Source organism: Janthinobacterium sp. P210006, assembly GCF_036231885.1.
Taxonomy (GTDB): domain Bacteria; phylum Pseudomonadota; class Gammaproteobacteria; order Burkholderiales; family Burkholderiaceae_D; genus Janthinobacterium; species Janthinobacterium violaceinigrum.
This window is the reverse complement of the sequence record NZ_JAZARD010000007.1, coordinates 200,012-216,857: the sequence shown is the minus strand read 5'-3', so window position 1 is coordinate 216,857 and position 16,846 is coordinate 200,012. Positions and strand designations below refer to the sequence as shown.

The 16,846-nt window shown below is 61.5% G+C and carries 17 protein-coding genes; 7 read left to right on the top strand and 10 right to left on the bottom strand.

Annotation, left to right across the window (positions count from 1 at the left end):
• Nucleotide 1: 1 nt before the first annotated feature.
• Nucleotides 2-1,795, bottom strand: a complete 1,794-nt coding sequence (locus tag VPH41_RS27595; protein WP_328572169.1) for a GMC family oxidoreductase — start codon at nucleotides 1,793-1,795, stop codon at nucleotides 2-4.
• A gap of 38 nt (nucleotides 1,796-1,833) precedes the next feature.
• Complete coding sequence (locus VPH41_RS27590) at nucleotides 1,834-2,526, bottom strand: gluconate 2-dehydrogenase subunit 3 family protein (RefSeq protein ID WP_152285070.1); 693 nt, start codon at nucleotides 2,524-2,526, stop codon at nucleotides 1,834-1,836.
• Nucleotides 2,527-2,755: 229 nt separating this feature from the next.
• Between VPH41_RS27590 and VPH41_RS27585 the strand changes: the two genes are divergently transcribed.
• Both VPH41_RS27585 and VPH41_RS27580 read left to right on the top strand, forming a co-directional pair.
• Nucleotides 2,756-3,319 carry a TetR/AcrR family transcriptional regulator gene (locus VPH41_RS27585; protein ID WP_226941591.1) on the top strand — a complete coding sequence of 188 codons (564 nt, stop codon included), beginning with the start codon at nucleotides 2,756-2,758 and terminating at the stop codon, nucleotides 3,317-3,319.
• Nucleotides 3,320-3,374: 55 nt separating this feature from the next.
• Nucleotides 3,375-4,301, top strand: a complete 927-nt coding sequence (locus VPH41_RS27580; protein WP_152285069.1) for an aldo/keto reductase — start codon at nucleotides 3,375-3,377, stop codon at nucleotides 4,299-4,301.
• 3 nt (nucleotides 4,302-4,304) lie between these two features.
• On the opposite strand, the gene pssA is transcribed toward VPH41_RS27580, so the two are convergent.
• Nucleotides 4,305-5,045: a CDP-diacylglycerol--serine O-phosphatidyltransferase gene (gene pssA, locus VPH41_RS27575; protein ID WP_287776687.1), complete on the bottom strand. Its 741-nt coding sequence runs from the start codon at nucleotides 5,043-5,045 to the stop codon at nucleotides 4,305-4,307.
• Nucleotides 5,046-5,288: 243 nt separating this feature from the next.
• Here pssA and VPH41_RS27570 point away from each other — a divergent pair, with 243 nt between their 5' ends.
• Together VPH41_RS27570 and VPH41_RS27565 are read left to right on the top strand one after the other, a co-directional pair.
• On the top strand, nucleotides 5,289-6,245 hold the full coding sequence (locus tag VPH41_RS27570) for a CAP domain-containing protein (RefSeq protein ID WP_328572168.1): 957 nt from the start codon (nucleotides 5,289-5,291) through the stop codon (nucleotides 6,243-6,245).
• Between the two features lie 108 nt (nucleotides 6,246-6,353).
• Nucleotides 6,354-6,989 carry an Hpt domain-containing protein gene (locus tag VPH41_RS27565; protein ID WP_152285068.1) on the top strand — a complete coding sequence of 212 codons (636 nt, stop codon included), beginning with the start codon at nucleotides 6,354-6,356 and terminating at the stop codon, nucleotides 6,987-6,989.
• Nucleotides 6,990-6,998: 9 nt separating this feature from the next.
• On the opposite strand, the gene VPH41_RS27560 is transcribed toward VPH41_RS27565, so the two are convergent.
• Complete coding sequence (locus VPH41_RS27560; RefSeq protein WP_287776657.1) at nucleotides 6,999-7,199, bottom strand: hypothetical protein; 201 nt, start codon at nucleotides 7,197-7,199, stop codon at nucleotides 6,999-7,001.
• Between the two features lie 179 nt (nucleotides 7,200-7,378).
• Between VPH41_RS27560 and VPH41_RS27555 the strand changes: the two genes are divergently transcribed.
• On the top strand, nucleotides 7,379-9,076 hold the full coding sequence (locus VPH41_RS27555; RefSeq protein ID WP_328572167.1) for a M1 family metallopeptidase: 1,698 nt from the start codon (nucleotides 7,379-7,381) through the stop codon (nucleotides 9,074-9,076).
• 24 nt (nucleotides 9,077-9,100) lie between these two features.
• On the opposite strand, the gene VPH41_RS27550 is transcribed toward VPH41_RS27555, so the two are convergent.
• The 6 genes from VPH41_RS27550 to rpmH form a co-directional block, all read right to left on the bottom strand.
• On the bottom strand, nucleotides 9,101-9,400 hold the full coding sequence (locus tag VPH41_RS27550) for a hypothetical protein (RefSeq protein ID WP_328572166.1): 300 nt from the start codon (nucleotides 9,398-9,400) through the stop codon (nucleotides 9,101-9,103).
• An 11-nt stretch (nucleotides 9,401-9,411) separates the two neighbouring features.
• Nucleotides 9,412-10,791 (bottom strand): tRNA uridine-5-carboxymethylaminomethyl(34) synthesis GTPase MnmE, encoded by a 1,380-nt coding sequence (mnmE, locus tag VPH41_RS27545; protein ID WP_328572165.1) that lies wholly within the window; start codon nucleotides 10,789-10,791, stop codon nucleotides 9,412-9,414.
• A 185-nt stretch (nucleotides 10,792-10,976) separates the two neighbouring features.
• Complete coding sequence (gene yidC / locus VPH41_RS27540) at nucleotides 10,977-12,707, bottom strand: membrane protein insertase YidC (RefSeq protein WP_152259051.1); 1,731 nt, start codon at nucleotides 12,705-12,707, stop codon at nucleotides 10,977-10,979.
• A gap of 11 nt (nucleotides 12,708-12,718) precedes the next feature.
• Nucleotides 12,719-12,979 carry a membrane protein insertion efficiency factor YidD gene (gene yidD, locus VPH41_RS27535; RefSeq protein ID WP_099380761.1) on the bottom strand — a complete coding sequence of 87 codons (261 nt, stop codon included), beginning with the start codon at nucleotides 12,977-12,979 and terminating at the stop codon, nucleotides 12,719-12,721.
• On the bottom strand, nucleotides 12,976-13,428 hold the full coding sequence (gene rnpA / locus VPH41_RS27530) for a ribonuclease P protein component (RefSeq protein ID WP_083412080.1): 453 nt from the start codon (nucleotides 13,426-13,428) through the stop codon (nucleotides 12,976-12,978). Before rnpA ends, yidD begins: the two co-directional genes overlap by 4 nt.
• An 8-nt stretch (nucleotides 13,429-13,436) precedes the next feature.
• A complete protein-coding gene (gene rpmH, locus VPH41_RS27525) occupies nucleotides 13,437-13,571 on the bottom strand; it encodes a 50S ribosomal protein L34 (RefSeq protein ID WP_010401996.1) in 135 nt (44 codons plus the stop codon).
• 513 nt (nucleotides 13,572-14,084) lie between these two features.
• Between rpmH and dnaA the strand changes: the two genes are divergently transcribed.
• On the top strand, nucleotides 14,085-15,479 hold the full coding sequence (gene dnaA, locus VPH41_RS27520) for a chromosomal replication initiator protein DnaA (RefSeq protein WP_034754339.1): 1,395 nt from the start codon (nucleotides 14,085-14,087) through the stop codon (nucleotides 15,477-15,479).
• A 141-nt stretch (nucleotides 15,480-15,620) separates the two neighbouring features.
• Nucleotides 15,621-16,727, top strand: a complete 1,107-nt coding sequence (gene dnaN, locus VPH41_RS27515) for a DNA polymerase III subunit beta (protein WP_034754341.1) — start codon at nucleotides 15,621-15,623, stop codon at nucleotides 16,725-16,727.
• Nucleotides 16,728-16,846 lie beyond the last annotated feature (119 nt).

Sequence of the window (16,846 nt, the reverse complement as noted above, 5' to 3'; positions counted from 1 at the left end):
ATCAGGCGACCAGGGGACGGGGATCTTTCAGGTATTGCTCGCGGATGGCCTTGGCCGACCAGTAGGTCAGCGCGCAAGCGAGGCCCGTCGGGTTGTAGCCGATGCCGACCGGGAACACGCTGGAGCCGACGGCAAACACATTGTGCACGTCCCAGCTCTGCAGGTAACGGTTGACGACGCTGGTCTTGCGGTCCGCGCCCATGGCCGTGCCGCCCGCCCAGTGCGTGGTCTGGTAGTTGCGCAAGTCCAGGTGGTCGCCCACGTTCTTGACGGACACCTTGATCGATTCCGGATTCATGGCTTCGGCCACCTTCATCATCTTGTCCGTGACGAAACGGCTCATCTTGATGTCGTTTTCCTTCCAGTCGAAGGTAAAGCGCAGCAATTTCTGGCCATACTTGTCCGTGTAGGTGGGATCGAGGTCGACATAGCAGTCGCGGTACGTCATGTTGGCGCCGTGGCAATCGAAGGACACCGTGTTCAGGTAGCTCTTCTTGACGGCCTTTTTCCAGGCCGAACCCCAGGCGGGCGTGCCGTCCGGCGTGGCAATGCCCGAGATCGGCTTGGAGCCGGCCGGGTTGCACCAGGCGGGCGAACCGCCCACAAAGCCCAGCGGGCCATGGTCGAAATTGTCGCCATTCCAGTCATCGAGCGCGACGCCGGTGCCGCCGGCGCCGATGAAGGGGTTGGTGTTCGTGTCTTCCTTGAAGAAGGTCTGGATGGTGGACATCATCTGGTAGGCGATGTTGCGCCCCACCACGCCTTCATTGCTGACGGGGTCATACGGCTTGCCGATGCCCGACAGCAGGAACAGGTGCGCATTGTTGTAGGCAAAGGCGCTGGCGATGACCAGGTCGGCCGGCTGCTCGACAGCCTTGCCGTCCGCATTGATGTAGGTCACGCCCGTTGCGCGTTTTTTGCTGCCGTCGAGGTTGATGCGCACGACGTTGCAGTTGGCACGCAGCTCGAAATTCGCCACCATGCGCAGGGCCGGCATGATGTTGACGTTGGGCGAAGCCTTGGAATAGTTGTAGCAGGCGTAGCCGGAGCAGAAACCGCAGAAGTTGCACGGTCCCATCTGGCAGCCGTACGGATTCGTGTACGGACCGGACGCGTTCGACGACGCATTGACGAACGGGTGGTAGCCGACGGCCTTGGCCGCGCGGCGGAACAGCTCGGCCGTGTACGGCACTTTTTGCGGCGCCAGCGCGTAATTGTCGGAGCGGTCGCCCTCGAACACATTGCCGTCGCCGTCGCCGACGACGATGCCGTTGACCTTGTACGCCTGGCCCGAGGTGCCGAAAACTTTTTCCACAAAATCGAAGTGCGGCTCCAGCTCGGCGTAGGTCACGCCAAAGTCCTGGATCGTCATGCCTTCGGGGATGAATTTCTTGCCGTAGCGGCGTTCGTAGTGGCTGCGGATCTGCAGCTCTTCCGGCAGGACGCGCCAGTGCATGCCCGACCAGTGCAAGCCCGCGCCGCCTACGCCCGTGCCCGGTTTGAACGCGCCGATCTGGCGGTAAGGCACGGCCACGCCCGTAATGCTGTGGCGGAAGGTAAACGTGCTCTTCGACATATCCTGGAACAGCTTGCTGCGCTGGATATACGTCAGCTCGTCGAGGGTCTTCGGATAGGCGCCGTCGGGATAGGTGTCGCGGTACTCGCCCCGTTCCAGCGCGACCACGTTCAGGCCCGCTTCCGTCAATTCCTTGGCCATGATGGCGCCGGTCCAGCCGAAGCCCACAATCACGGCGTCGACAGGCTTCATTTTCAAATCTGGTGTGATATCACTCATGATGGTTTTTCTTTTTCTTTGATCTGGTACAAAAAGTCTTAGGCGATAGAAACAGGGGGCAGCGGGTATTTCTTGCCGTACTGCTCTACCCAGTCCATGTAGTCGGCGCGGGCGCCAGGGAATCCCACCATCTTCCAGGCCAGCATGTCCTTGTTACCGCCGTGCACGGGATCGCAAAAATAGCCTTCGCGCGTGTTTTGCAGCAGCTGGTTGAAGAAGACCTTGGCCGGCACTTCGCCGATGTCCAGGGTTCCCTTTTGCAATTGCGTGATGACGGCGTCGCGCTCGGCCGCATTCAACTGCACGAAAGGCTTGCCCGACTGTTTATTGACGGCTGCGTTCACGCCGGCCAGGGCGCTCTTGTACAGCTCGCGCGGCGCCATGTGGAACTGGTAGCCGAACTGTTCGATCGAGGGCACGAACGGCCCTTGCATGTACCACAGCGCGCCATACGCGTACGGCGTATTCATCTGCGCGTCGATGAACTCATGCGCGCCCGATTCCAGCGCGCCCGGCCCTTCGCCATCGGCCGGAATCAGGCGGTCGACCAGGGCCGTCAGGGTGGCCCATTCGGTGGCGTCAAAGAAGCGGGGTTTGTAGGCAGGCTGATCCTTGGAGACGGCCATGGCCAGGCCGCCGCCGGCGCCGGCCAGCAAGGCCACGGCCGGCGCGGCACCGACGGCCTTGCGCAAGAAGTTACGCCGATGGGGCGAAATCCCGATGATTTTCATAGGTTTTCCTCAGGCGGCACAAGCCGCCACAGTGATGGATGTGGGTGTCAGACAGAAAATGCGGGCACGCGCCGCTGAGATTGCAGGTTTCACTAGAGATGACTGGGGTATCGGGGCGCGGCGCAACAACCTGTCGGTTAATTGACCAACATGATTGACAAGCAGTCGCTTTGCATTTACGGTGCGCATCGTACCATAATTAAAAGAAACATTCAGAGACAGGTATTACATGATCAAAAATGAGGCAGCGCCGCGCGGCCGCCCGCGCAAGGCTGGCGTGGAAGATGCGGTGCTCGAAGCGATCGTCATGCTGGTGCGCGAGCACGGGCTGGACGCGGTGACGATACAGATGGTGGCCGACGCTGCCGGCGTGGGGCGCCAGACGATTTACCGGCGGTGGCCGCGGCGCGAAGACATGCTGCTCGACGCGCTCGTCAAGCGCACGGCGGAAAAGCTGCAGCGCGCGCTCGACATGCCGGACGGCCAGGAAATCGAGGCGATCTGCGCGCGCATCTTCGACAACCTGAACGCGGACGGCCGCTTCACCTGCGATCTGTTGGTGCTGATACACAACGATGCGGCCGCGCAACTGCGCTTTCGCGAGCAGATCGTCGCCCCGTGGATCACCCTGGTGGTACAGCGCCTGGTCAACATCGGCGTGCGTGCCGACCTCGACCTGCGTTTGTTTGCCTTCATGCTGCAATCGGCGCTGGTGTACCAGATGCAACTGGGCGGCCAGCTGGACCTTGCCTTGCAGGAGCGTTGCTGCCGCTTTATCCGCAGCATGCTGTAGATTAGCTGGCTATAATCGTGGCGAGTTCTTCCACATACCACCAGAAAGCCAGCCCATGAGCCATGTATTTCCCGCCAGCCTGCAAGCGCCGCGCAGCCGTTTAAGCAGCAACGGTCCCGAACTGTCGCGCATCGTCGCCGGCATGTGGCGCATCGGCGAGTGGAATATGTCGGCGCAGCAGCGCCTGGCCTTCATCGAGCAATGCCTGGCGCTGGGCGTCTCGAGTTTCGACCATGCCGACATCTATGGCGATTACAGCGCCGAAGGCCTGTTTGGCGAAGCGCTGGCCCTGCAGCCGGGCTTGCGCGACAAGATGGAGCTGGTCAGCAAGTGCGGCATCAAGCTGCTGTCGCCGCACCGTCCTGGCCACGCCATCCAGCATTACGACACGAGCGCGGCGCACATCACCAGCTCCGTGGAACATACCTTGCGCCAGCTGCACACGGACCGCCTGGACTTGCTGCTGATCCACCGCCCCGATCCGCTGATGGATTTCGACGAGATCGCCGGCGCCTTCAGCCAGTTGAAGCAGGATGGCAAGGTGCTGCACTTTGGCGTGTCGAACTTCAGCCGCCACCAGTTCGAGTGCCTGCACCGGCGTTTCCCCCTCGTGACGAACCAGGTGGAATTTTCACCGCTGCACGTGGCGCCCCTGTTCGACGAAACCTTCGACGGCTTGCAGGACGTGGCAGTGGCGCCGATGATCTGGTCGCCGCTGGCCGGCGGCAGGCTGTTCCAGGGCGGCGATGCGAACGTGGAAAACTTGCGCAATGTCATCAAGCAAATCGCCGACCAGCTGCAGCGCCCGTTTGCCAGCGTGGTGTTTGCGTGGATCATGCAACTGCCATGCCGCCCTCTGCCGCTGACGGGTTCGGGCCGCATCGAGGCCGTGGGCGTGGCCGTGGAAGGCACGCAATTCACGCTCAGCCGCAGCGACTGGTTCGCCATCCTGCGCGCCGCGCGCGGGCACGAGGTTGCCTAAGATTTAATCAATCTCATCCGGGTCGTTGAACACTTGCGGCAACGCAATGCCGCGCCAGCCCAGGTACCACGCCAGGTTCAACGCCAGGGTGGCGCCGATATACACGGCGAAGAACAGCGCGAAAAAGCTGGTCTTCAGCCACACCAGCAGGGCGATGGCCACGATCAGCACCAGCAGCGCGGCCAGGCTTTTCTTTTGCTTGGAGCTGGGGAAACGCAAGGTCGACACCATCAGGCTGCCCACGCCCACCAGCAGCAGCATCAGCAGATAGCTGTGCAGCATGGAATCGATGGGCGCCGGCCAGGCTACCACCACGGCCGCCACGCAGGCAGCCCCGGCCGTGATCGGCATGCCGACAAAATACAGGGGATCGGTGCGTCCCACGTTCACATTGAAGCGCGCCAGGCGCATGGCGCCGCAGGCCACGAAGAAGAAGCTGGCCATGCCGCCAAAACGCAGCAGCAGCGGATCGTGCACGCCCATCTGCACGAAGCCGTAGCAATACAGTAGGACGGCAGGGGCGCAGCCGAAATTCATCACGTCGGCGATGGAATCGAGCTGCACGCCGAACTGCGAACTGGTGTTCGTCAGGCGCGCCACATAGCCGTCGAGCGCGTCGAACACCCCGGCCAGCACCAGCAGCGCCGCCGCAAGCCGGTAGGCATCCGCGTCGCCCACGGCGGCGTTATCGACGGAAATGACGATGCTGGCAAAACCGCAGGCTATCGAAAGCAAAGTCACCATGCTGGGCAAGGCGTATTTGGCGCGCTGCAGGCGCGACTTGGGCAATGTGTTCAAAGTTGTGGGCAATCAAAGAAATCAGGAATGAGGCAATGCAGCGGCAAACGCCGCACTATGCTCATTCTACCCTGCGCGGCTACGGCACCGTCCGCGCACGAGCGCGCAGCATATCTTTTCAGAGATGCTCTACGGCAGATCAAAATGCCTTAGAATCGTTTTACAGCCCCCCACCAGACAGGAGTCAGCTTGATTGCCTCGTTATCGCGTTGGACACACACCCTTCCCGCCCTCCTGACCGTTGCACTGCTGAGCGCCTGCGGCGGCGGCAGCGATAGCGGCGGCAACACTTCGCTGAGCAGCGCCACGGCGGCAAAACAGTTGACGGAGGAGCCGGGCGCCCCAGCCCTCAGCAACAATATCGCCACGGATGGCTTCAACTGGATCAACTACCGGCGCAGCCAGATCGGCCTGGGCCCGCTGGTGCGCAATAGCCTGATCGACAATGCGGCACTCGGCCATTCCAACTATCTGAACAGCAACAACGTGGTGGCGCACAGTCAAATCAAGGGCAAACCCGGCTTTACGGGCGAAACCCCCTTTGACCGCCTGAGCGCGTCAGGCTATGCCGTCACGTCCACCTGGGGCGAAGTCATCGCGGGCATAACGACCAACTCCGGTTTCTACATGGCGGAAAACCTGATCACGGCCGTGTATCACCGCTTCGTCATCTTCGAACCGGTGTTCAAGGAAGGGGGGGCCGGCTCTGCCGTCAACAACAGCGGCTACGCCTACTTCACCACCGACTTTGCGGGCAACACCCGCTACGGTCCCGGTTTGCCGGCCGGACAGATCATCAGCTATCCGTTCAGCGGACAGCTGAAAGTTGCCACCAGTTTCTCCAGCGATGAAGAGACGCCCGATCCCGTGCCCAACCAGGATGTGGTCGGCTACCCCATCAGCGTCCATGCGAACTTCGACGCCACCCTCGGCGTGACGGCGTTCACCGTGCGCCAGCGTGGCGCCAGTGCAGACCTGGCGGTACGCCTGCTCAGCAAGGAGACCGATGCCATTAATACATCGCGCTCGGTGGCCGCCATCATCCCGCTGGCCCCCCTGCTGGCGGGCACCACCTATGACGTGAGTTTCATCGGCAAAGTCAATGGCGCGAACGTCACGCGCACCTGGTCCTTCACGACACGCTAGGCGGCAGGCGGCCGCCAAACGGGCGCAGTGTCGAGGACGACTGGATGTAAAATAGCAGTTCCTGCTTTACTGCCATTGATACGTTTTGGGGCTCTGCGCACACCGGGCATGATGAAACCACACGCCACCTGCGATGATGATGCTGCCGTTGCGGCATCCGACATGGTCCGCATTCTCGATGTCGAGAACGGACTGGGCCGCATCATGGGCGACCGCCTCCTGTACCTGAAAATCCTGCGCCGCTTCCTGCATGACCACGGCACCACGCCGTGCCAGATCCGCGCCGAATTCGACGCGGGCAACTATGCCAATGCGCGCCTGAAGGCGCATACCCTGAAAGGCGCCGCCGGCATGATCGGTGCGCGCCACGTGCACGGCCTGTCGGCAACCCTGGAATCGGCGCTGCGCGCGCAGGCGCCCGACCTGGCCCAGCAGATGCTGCAGCTGGAACTGGCGCAGGATCAATTGCTGGGCGCGGTCAGCAGCATGCTGGGCACGCCGGAAGCCACCCATACGGCGGCGCAGGACGTGGCGCCCGACCCGGCCGCGCCTGCCATCCAGCTGCTGCTGGCGCGCCTGGCCAGCCATCTGCGCGAAGGCGATGGCGCGGCCATCGACATCCTGGAAAATTCGGCCAGCCTGCTGGCCGCCAGCCTGGGCGTGCACGTCTACCAGGAAGTGGCGGCCGCTGCGCATGAGTTCGACTTTGACGGCGCACTCGCGGCGCTGCTGCGCCGCCGCTAGCCTCCAGGTTCAGGGGTGGTATTGCGCCTCTTCCGCGTAAGCCATGCCGCAACTCTTGCCGCAAAAGCGGCGCACGGCGTCGAGCGGTTTGTCGCAATACCAGCACGCGCCTTTCGGCGGCAAGGTCGCGATCAATTCCGGCATGGCGGGCAATGGCCGCGCCACTGCCTCATCCTCGCATACCACGACGTCCGGCTGTTTGCTGTCCATGGCGCTTCCTTTCCTAGCGGCACTTCAAGGCCGCTCAGCAAGATTACGTCAGCGCTGTCCGGAGCCCATGACATTTCTCAACGGCGGCCACGCTTGCCCCATCCGCATGCTGAAATTTCCAAACGACAACGTTGTCACTTAACACTACAATCAATGTTCCGTTCACTTGTGCGCTTGCCATGAAACCCATCCCTCTGCTGCTCTCCTGCCTGCTGCTCAGCGCCTGCGCCACGCGCGCGCCCACGGCCTACACGCTCAACTCGGGCGCCGAACGCACGCCGGAACAATTGGCGGTGGTCTTCGAACACGCCGACCTGACCCTGCGCATCGATCCGGCCAGCCGCAGCATTGCCGGCGATGCCCGCCTGACCTTCCTGGCGACGCAGCCGATCACGCGTTTCGCGCTGGACCTGGACCGCAACCTGCCAGTCGATGCCATCGAAGTCGACGGCAAGGCGCTGCGGCCGCAGGACTATGCCAACCCGCAAGGCCAGCTCAGCATGACCTTGCCGGCCACCATCGCGGCCGGCGCGCGCACCACCATCCGCATCGTCTACCACGGCGTGCCGCACGTCGCCGTGAAAGCGCCGTGGGATGGCGGCATGGTGTGGTCGAGCACGGCAGACGGCGCGCCATGGATCGCCAGCGCCGTGCAAGGCGAAGGCTGCGACCTGTTCTGGCCGTGCATCGACCATCCGATGGGCAAGGCCCAGCTGATCGACCAGCACATCCAGGTGCCGGCGCCGCTGGTGGCGGCCGGCAACGGCATCGCGCTCGGCATGGACGAGGCCGACGGCTGGCGCACCTGGCATTGGCGCGCCAAACATCCGAGCACCTATGGCATCGCCCTCAACGTGGCGCCCTACCGCAACATGCAGGGGGAATATGTGAGCCGCTACGGCAACCGCATTCCCCTGCAATTCTGGTATCTGCCGGAAAGTGAAGCCAAGGCGGGCGCGCTGTTCGCGGAGCTGCCGCCCATGCTCGATTTTTTTGAAAGCGTGATCGGCCCCTACCCGTTCGGCGATGAAAAAGTCGGCATCGCCGAAACCCCGCACAAGGGAATGGAACACCAGACCATCAATGCCTATGGCAACAAATTCGCCAAGACCAGCTACGGCTACGATGAACTGCTGCAGCATGAATTTGCCCACGAATGGTTCGGCAACCAGCTGACCAACAGCAACTGGGACGATATGTGGCTGCACGAAGGCTTCGGCACGTATATGCAGCCGCTGTACATGCAGTACCTGCGGGGCGAGCAGGAATATTTTGCTTCGTTGCAGCAGATGCGCGCCGGCATCGTCAACAAGGCGCCCATGGTCTCGGGCAAGCCGAAAAGCGAGGAAGAGGTCTACGACCTGAAGAAGGGCGGCCCCGGCGGCGACCTCTATGTGAAGGGGGCGCTGGTACTGCATACCTTGCGCGGCCTGATCGGCGACGAGGCGTTCTTCCGCGCCGTGCGCCTGCTCGTATACGGCACGGAACAGCCGCAGCCGGGCCAGTTCCAGCCCCGCTACGGCAGCACGCAGGAATTCATGGCCATCGTCAACAAAGTCACGGGCAGCAATTACGACTGGTTTTTCCAGGCTTATCTGTACCAGGCGGCACTGCCGGAACTGTCCGCCGTGCGTGACGGCGACACCTTGCGCCTGCTGTGGAAGACGCCTGCCGACATCGCCTTCCCGATGCCGGTGGAAGTGCGTATCGGCAAGGAAATCCATACCGTTTCCATGTCGCTGGGCTTTGGCGAACTGCCCCTGCCGGCTGGCGCCACGTACACGCTCGACCCGCATTCGCGCGTGCTGCGCCGCGCCGAACATATCGAGACCTTCCAGAAATTCAAGGAAGAACAAGGCAAGGGCAAGAAAAGCTGAGCCAGCCGCAAGCCGGGGCAGCAGCTATTTCCGGAAGCTGCGCACCGCGTCATTGGCATTGTCGGCAATGACTTTTTGCAGCGCCGGCTGTCGCGCATACTTGGCGGACAGGCGCTTCCACTGGCGCTGCGCCTGGCCGCAGGAGCTGGCCACGGCTTGCGTGATTTCGCGCTGGCGCGCCTTGTCGTGGTCATCCCATTCGCCGGCAAAATGCTCGCACATTTGCGCCTGCTCAATGAATTGCGCCACGTCGCGCGGCAGTTTTTCCTCGGCCGTCGCCAGCAGGGGCAAACAGCACAGCAGAGCGGCGATCAGGATTTTCATCGCGGCCCCTCTTACTTGCCGATGCAGAAACGGCTGAAGATCACGCCCAGCAGATCGTCGGGCGAAAACTCGCCCGTGATGCTCGACAGCTGCACCTGCGCCAGGCGCAGTTCTTCGGCGAACAGGTCCAGCGACTGGTCGTCCTGCGCCGCGTGCGCGGCCGCGATATTCAAATGCTTGCCGGCCGACTTGAGCGCGATCAAATGGCGTTCGCGCGCCAGGAACAGCGATTCGCCCGTCTGCTGCCAGCCGGCGATGCGCAGCAGTTCCGCGCGCAGCAAATCGATGCCGATGTGCTCGTGCGCCGACAGGTAGACGTGCGTGGCGTCCGGCAAGCTGTCGACGCTGGGCTTGTGGCCCGAGAGGTCGATCTTGTTCCACACGCGCACCACGGGCACGCCTTCGGGGAAGGCGGCAACGATGGTTTCGTCGGCCAGGGTGGGGCCGTGGTCCGCATCGAGCAGGTGCAGGATGACGTCGGCCTTGCCGATTTCTCCCCAGGTGCGCTCGATGCCGATGCGCTCGACAGCGTCGATGGTGTCGCCCGCGCTGCGGATGCCGGCCGTGTCGATGATGTTGAGCGGAATGCCTTCGATCTGGATGGTTTCGCTGACCTTGTCGCGCGTGGTGCCGGCGATCGGCGTGACGATGGCCACATCGGCGCCCGCCAGCGCGTTCAGCAGCGACGATTTGCCCACGTTCGGCTGGCCCGCCAGCACGACATTGAGACCTTCGCGCAGCAGCGCGCCCTGCGCCGCCTGCGCAAACACTTTATTCAAGGCTTCGATGACGGCTTTCAGCTGGCCGCGCGCATTTGATTTTTCCAGGAAGTCGATCTCTTCTTCCGGGAAGTCCAGGGTCGCTTCGACCAGCATGCGCAAGCCCGTCACCTGCTCCACCAGCGCGTGAATCGTGTTCGAGAACACGCCCGACAGCGATTGCGAGGCGGACTTGGCGGCAGCTTCCGTGGAAGCGTCGATCAGGTCGGCCACGGCTTCCGCCTGTGCCAGGTCCAGCTTGTCATTGAGGAAGGCGCGGCGCGTGAATTCGCCCGGTTCGGCCAGGCGCAAGCCGCTGTCCCGGCCCGCTTCCAGCACGCGCGCCAGCAGCAGCTGCAGCACCACGGGGCCGCCGTGGCCCTGCAATTCCAGCACGTCTTCGCCCGTGTACGAATGGGGGCCCTTGAAATGCAGGGCGATGCCCTGGTCGATGATGGCGCCGTCGCCGTCCGTAAACGGCAGGTAGGTGGCGTGGCGCGGTTTCAGCTGCTGCGCGCCGAACAGGGCCGTCATCAGGGGAGCGAGATTTTTGCCGGAGGCGCGTACCACGCCGATGCCGCCGCGCCCGGGAGCGGTGGCGATGGCGGCGATAGGGGAAGAGTCGAGTTTCATGGGGTAATTGTAGTGTATTCGGGAAGGCTGCAGGAGCCGCGGTATTTTCAGCGACAGACCGGGTGCACATGAAGGGGGAGGACAGTGGAAAACCGGCAAAACCCACTTTTTTTGACATCGTGCCCATTGGGTACGATGTCAAAAAAAAGCCCGCGCGAGGCGGGCTTTCTGGTCGCTGGCCGGACTTACTTGACGGCTGGCGCGTATTTCTTGGTGATCACCCATTGCTGGCCGATCGACAGGACGTTGTTGACGACCCAGTAGAGTACCAAGCCCGACGGGAAAAAGAAGAACATCACCGAGAATGCCAGTGGCATGAACAGCATCATCTTCGCTTGCATCGGATCGGCCGGGGCCGGGTTCAGCTTGGTCGTGATGAACATCGAGATCGCGTACAGCACGGGCAGGATGCACCATGGGTCATGCTGGGCCAGGTCCGTAATCCAGCCGATCCATGGCGCGCCGCGGATTTCCACGGACGCGTTCAAGACCCAGTACAGCGCGATAAACACGGGCATCTGGATCAGGATCGGCAGGCAGCCGCCCAGCGGATTGATTTTTTCCGTCTTGTACAGCTCCATCGTGGCCTGATTCATCTTTTGCGGATCGCCCTTGAAGCGTTCGCGGATCGCTTGCATCTTCGGCGTGACCAGTTTCATCTTGGCCATGCTGCGGTAGCCGGCGGCCGACAGCGGGAAGAACAGCAGCTTGATCAGGATCGTGAAGGCGATGATGGTCCAGCCCCAGTTGCCCAGCACGCTGTGGATCTGTTCCATGACCCAGAACATCGGCTTGGCGATGATGGTCAGCCAGCCGTAATCCTTGACCAGTTCCAGGCCAGGCGAGACGTTTTCCAGCAGGTGCGCGATTTGCGGACCCGAGTACAGCTTGCTGTCCATGCTGGCCGAAGCGCCCGGCGCCAGGGTAGGCAGGGGCAGCACGTTGCCGATGGCGTACAGGTTGGTGCCGACCTTCTTCGTGAAGATGTCGCGCTTGGCGTTTTCAGGCGGAACGAACGCGGACACGAAGAAGTGTTGCGAAATCGCAAACCAGCCGCCATTTGCCGTGGCCGGGTGCAGCGCCTTCATGGCGTTGTCGTTGCCCTTCTTCTCGTCTTCCACGGCCGCTTTTTCGATTTTCTCGAACGTCAGCTTCTGGTACTTGTCTTGCGGCGTGTACAGGGTCGGGCCCGTGAAGCTGCTGTTGAAGAACGAGTCGCCGACGGGCTTGTTGCCGTCATGCGTCAGTTGCAGATACAGCTGCGGCGTGACGGGCGCAGCGCCCACGTTGGCCACGTCGTGGCGCACGTCGATGACGTAGTCGCCGCGCTTGAAGGTAAACGTCTTGGTCAGCTTGACGCCGCCTTCGACGGCTTCCATCACCAGTTGAATCTGCTTGCCATCGGCCAGGGTGCGTACGCCCGGCTGCACGGTGAAACCGCTCGCGTGCGTAGGGAAGGGACCGCCGACCAGGCCCGATTGCGCCAGGTAGGTATGGTTTGCGCCTTCGTCGAACAGCACTTCGTTTTGCTTGCCGTCGTCAGGCTGGCACCATTTGAACAGGCCGAAGCAGCCGCCAAACCAGCCCGGATTGCCCGCGCCCTTGAATTTCAGCAATTCCAGACGCTTGACCTGGCCGCCCAGGGTGTCGATGTCGACCTTGATGACGTCGGTGGTGATGGTAATCACTTCGCGCTTGAACGCGGCGGGATCGACAGCCTCACCCGGCAGGGCAGGCACGCCTGCCGCAGCCGACACAGCGGCCGTCTTGGCAGGGGTCGCAGGCGCCTTGGCGGTTTGTTCCGTGTTCGCGGAGAACATCGACGGCTTGCCGTTCGAGATCATCCATTCGTTCCAGAGAATTACCAGCGAGACGGAAAACACGATCCACAGGATGGTACGTTTATTGATATCCATTAGGGTATTTGTCAGGAGTGGTTGCAACCGCAAGCGGTCGTTGAAGATTGTTTAGCGTCGGCCGGCGGCACCGGGTCGACGCCCCCTTCATTCCAGGGGTGGCAACGGCACAGGCGCTTGGCAGCCAGCAGGCTGCCCTTGGCAGTACCGTGCACGCGCAGCGCTTCCATCGCGTAATGCGAACAACTCGGATAGAAACGGCAATTCTGTCCCAGCATGGGGCTGATCAGCAACTGATAAGCACGCAGCAGGAACAGCAGCAGGGTTTTCATGGCGCGGACGGTGGTGGCGCAGCAACAGAACGGGCCTGGGCGGCGATTTGCGCCGCGAACAGGCGGCTCAATTCTTCACGCAGCTCGGCTTTGAGTCGGGTCGTGGTGGCCGGGCCATCCTTGCTGTTGACGGCGCGCGACAAACGCACCACGCAGTCGACCGGCGGCAGCGCGCTGTTGCGAAACAGCTCGCGCGTCACGCGCTTGATCGTGTTGCGGGTCGCCGCGCGCGGCGCGAAACGCTTGGCCACAACGACGCCCAGCCGCGCATGCGGCAATTGATTGTGTCGGGTGTACAGCACAAAATGCGCTGTTTTTTGCGAAGGGCGCAAACGAAAAACGGATGAAAATTCATCCGTTTTAACGATACGCCGAACGCGCGCGAAGTCGTGTGAACCTTCGCGTTGATTGCCGACTGGAGTACAGCTAGCCACGCGATCAGCTGTCAACGACAAGCCTAGACGGCCAGACGTTTGCGGCCCTTTGCGCGACGTGCGTTGAGCACATCACGGCCACCACGGGTAGCCATACGAGCGCGGAAGCCGTGCGTACGCTTGCGGCGAACGACGGAAGGTTGGTAAGTACGTTTCATGTTGGTCTCGCTAAAAACAAAAAAAATGCAAAATCGGGTCTGACGTCCCGTCAGTTTTTGGTGCCAATGACAATCGCGCACTTATGCCAAGGCACAAGCTGGCCAATCTCATCGCCCGCTTAATCCACGCTTAGTCCATATTGTCGTTCCAAATGAATAAACACGGAATACGGGCGGGGAACCCTGAATTATTCAGCATATGCCCCCCTCTTGTCAAGGATTGCCGTGATCGCCAAGAAATTTGCGCGCCGGGCTCCGCCTGCCGGCAAGGCCCCGCCGCAGGCCGCGCCAGCACTGCCTGTCACGGGATAACCGGGGGATAAGTCGCCTCTTATGCACACGGCGCCCCACCCCGCCACACAAAAATAACAGCCGTGCCTGTGGATAACTTTCGCAGTCGGGAGTAGAATAGCGCGTTACGTGTGGCGAGCCCTCGCGCGACGCCGGCCTTGCAACACGGTGACCGCAGGGCAGAATCGATACGCCCTCCCACACCTTTTCACATAGACATACATGGATAATTTCTGGCAGGCCTGTTCCGCGCAGTTGGAACTGGAGCTGACACCGCAACAATTCAGTGCGTGGATCAAACCGCTTATCCCTCTCGATTACGAAGAGGGCAAGCTGCGCATTGCTGCGCCCAATCGCTTCAAGCTCGATTGGGTCAAGACCCAGTTCGCCAGCCGCATCACTGCCCTGGCCATTCAGTACTTCGAAGCGCCCACGGAAGTGCAGTTCGTGCTCGACCCGCGCCTGGCCCTGCCGAAGAAACCCGTTGCCGCCAGCACCCCGGCCAGCGATCCGAATGGCGGCGCGCCCAGCGCGCGCGCCGCGGAGCCGCAGCCCAGCGTGCCGGAACTGAGCATCGGCGCCGCGCCGCGCCGCGAACAGAGCCGCATCAACACCGACTTGACCTTCGACAGTTTCGTGACCGGTAAGGCCAACCAGCTGGCGCGCGCCGCCGCCATCCAGGTGGCAAACAACCCGGGCGTGTCGTACAACCCGCTGTTCTTCTACGGCGGCGTCGGCCTGGGTAAGACCCACTTGATCCACGCCATCGGCAACCAGGTGATGGCCGACAATCCGGGCGCAAAGATCCGCTACATCCACGCAGAACAGTACGTTCGCGACGTAGTGACCGCTTACCAGCGCAAGGGTTTCGACGACTTCAAGCACTATTACCACTCGCTCGACATGCTGTTGATCGATGATATTCAATTCTTTGGCGGCAAGAGCCGCACGCAGGAAGAGTTTTTCTATGCGTTCGAGGCATTAATTGCCGCTAAGAAACAAATCATCATCACCTCGGATACGTATCCGAAGGAAATCACGGGCATGGACGACCGCCTGATTTCGCGCTTCGACTCGGGCCTGACGGTGGCCATCGAACCGCCGGAACTGGAAATGCGCGTGGCCATTCTGTTGAAAAAAGCCAAGCAGGAAGGCGTGACTTTCTCGGATGACGTGGCGTTCTTTGTCGCCAAGCACTTGCGCTCGAACGTGCGCGAGCTGGAAGGCGCACTGCGCAAGATCCTGGCGTACTCGCGTTTCCATGGCAAAGACATCACCATCGATATCGTCAAGGAAGCCCTGAAGGACTTGCTGTCGGTGCAGAACCGCCAGATTTCCGTGGAAAACATCCAGAAGACGGTGGCCGACTTCTTCAATATCAAGGTTGCCGACATGTATTCGAAGCGCCGCCCCGCGAATATCGCCCGGCCGCGCCAGATCGCCATGTACCTGGCCAAGGAATTGACACAGAAGAGCCTGCCGGAAATCGGCGAGCTGTTCGGCGGCCGCGACCACACCACGGTGCTGCATGCCGTGCGCAAGATCGCGCTGGACCGCACCAAGAACCCGGAATGCAACCATGAATTGCATGTGCTGGAACAAACATTGAAGGGTTAAGCGCCGCTTGGGCAAGACTGGCTCAAAACGTGCTTTACCCTTATTATCTGGGAGAGCGCCGCAGCTGGTCTGCCGGGGTTCCCCATGCAATGATTGTTAAATTACTACGTTAAACTTCATACCTATACATTGAGGATAAATATGCAATTGGTCAAAACCACCCGAGATACCCTTCTCCGGCCACTGCAGATCGTGAGCGGTATTGTCGAGCGTCGGCACACTATGCCGATTCTGGCCAATATCCTCATCCGCAAAGACGGTGAAAATGTCTCCTTCCTGTCGACCGACACCGAAGTGCAGATCACCACGCACGCGGAAATCGGCTCCGGCGCGGACGTCACGGGCACCACCGTGGCCGCGCGCAAGCTGCTGGACATTCTGCGCGCGCTGCCCGAATCGGGCGACGTCACGATGACCCTGCTGAACAAGCGCTTGACCGTGCAAACGGGCAAGTCGCGCTTCGCCCTGCAAACCCTGGCAGCGGAAGAGTTTCCAACCGTGCAACAAGCGGAAAGCTACAACGCCAGCGTCACCCTGCCCCAGAAAACCTTGAAGCACCTGTTCAACATGGTGCATTTCTCGATGGCGCAGCAAGACATCCGCTATTACCTGAACGGCTTGCTGCTGGTTCTGGACGGCAATAATGTGATCGCCGTGGCCACCGACGGCCACCGCCTGGCGTTTTGCCAGGTGGCCACCGAGCAGACGTTTGCGCGCCAGGAAGTGATTATTCCGCGCAAGACCATCATCGAACTGCAGCGTCTGCTGGAAGAGAACGATGAACCGGTGCAGCTGGACATCGCCGCCAACCAGGTGAAACTGACCTTTGCCGACATCGAGCTGATCTCGAAGCTGGTGGAAGGCAAGTTCCCCGACTACACGCGCGTGATTCCAAAAGGCTACAAAAACGACTTCACGATCGGCCGCGATGAGCTGCTGCGTTCGCTGCAACGTGCCGCCATCATGACCAGCGACAAGTTCAAGGGCGTGCGCTGCATCATCACCCCGGGCAGCATGAAGATCAGCTCGACCAATGCGGACCAGGAAGAAGCCGTCGAAGAGCTGGAAATCGACTACGGCGGCGACTCCGTCGACATCGGCTTCAACGTGACGTATCTGCTGGACGTGCTGAACAACCTGAAATGCGAATACGTCAACATCGCGCTGGGCGATTCGAACTCGTCCGCACTGATCTCCATCCCTGACAACGCCGACTTCAAGTATGTCGTCATGCCGATGCGCATCTAAAGACCACAGCAGTGACGTAGGTCGGATTAGCGCAGCGTAATCCGACATGCTGAGCGCCATCTATCGGGTTACGCCGTTCCGGCTAACCCGACCTACGGCCATCAGCCAGCAGCCCCGAA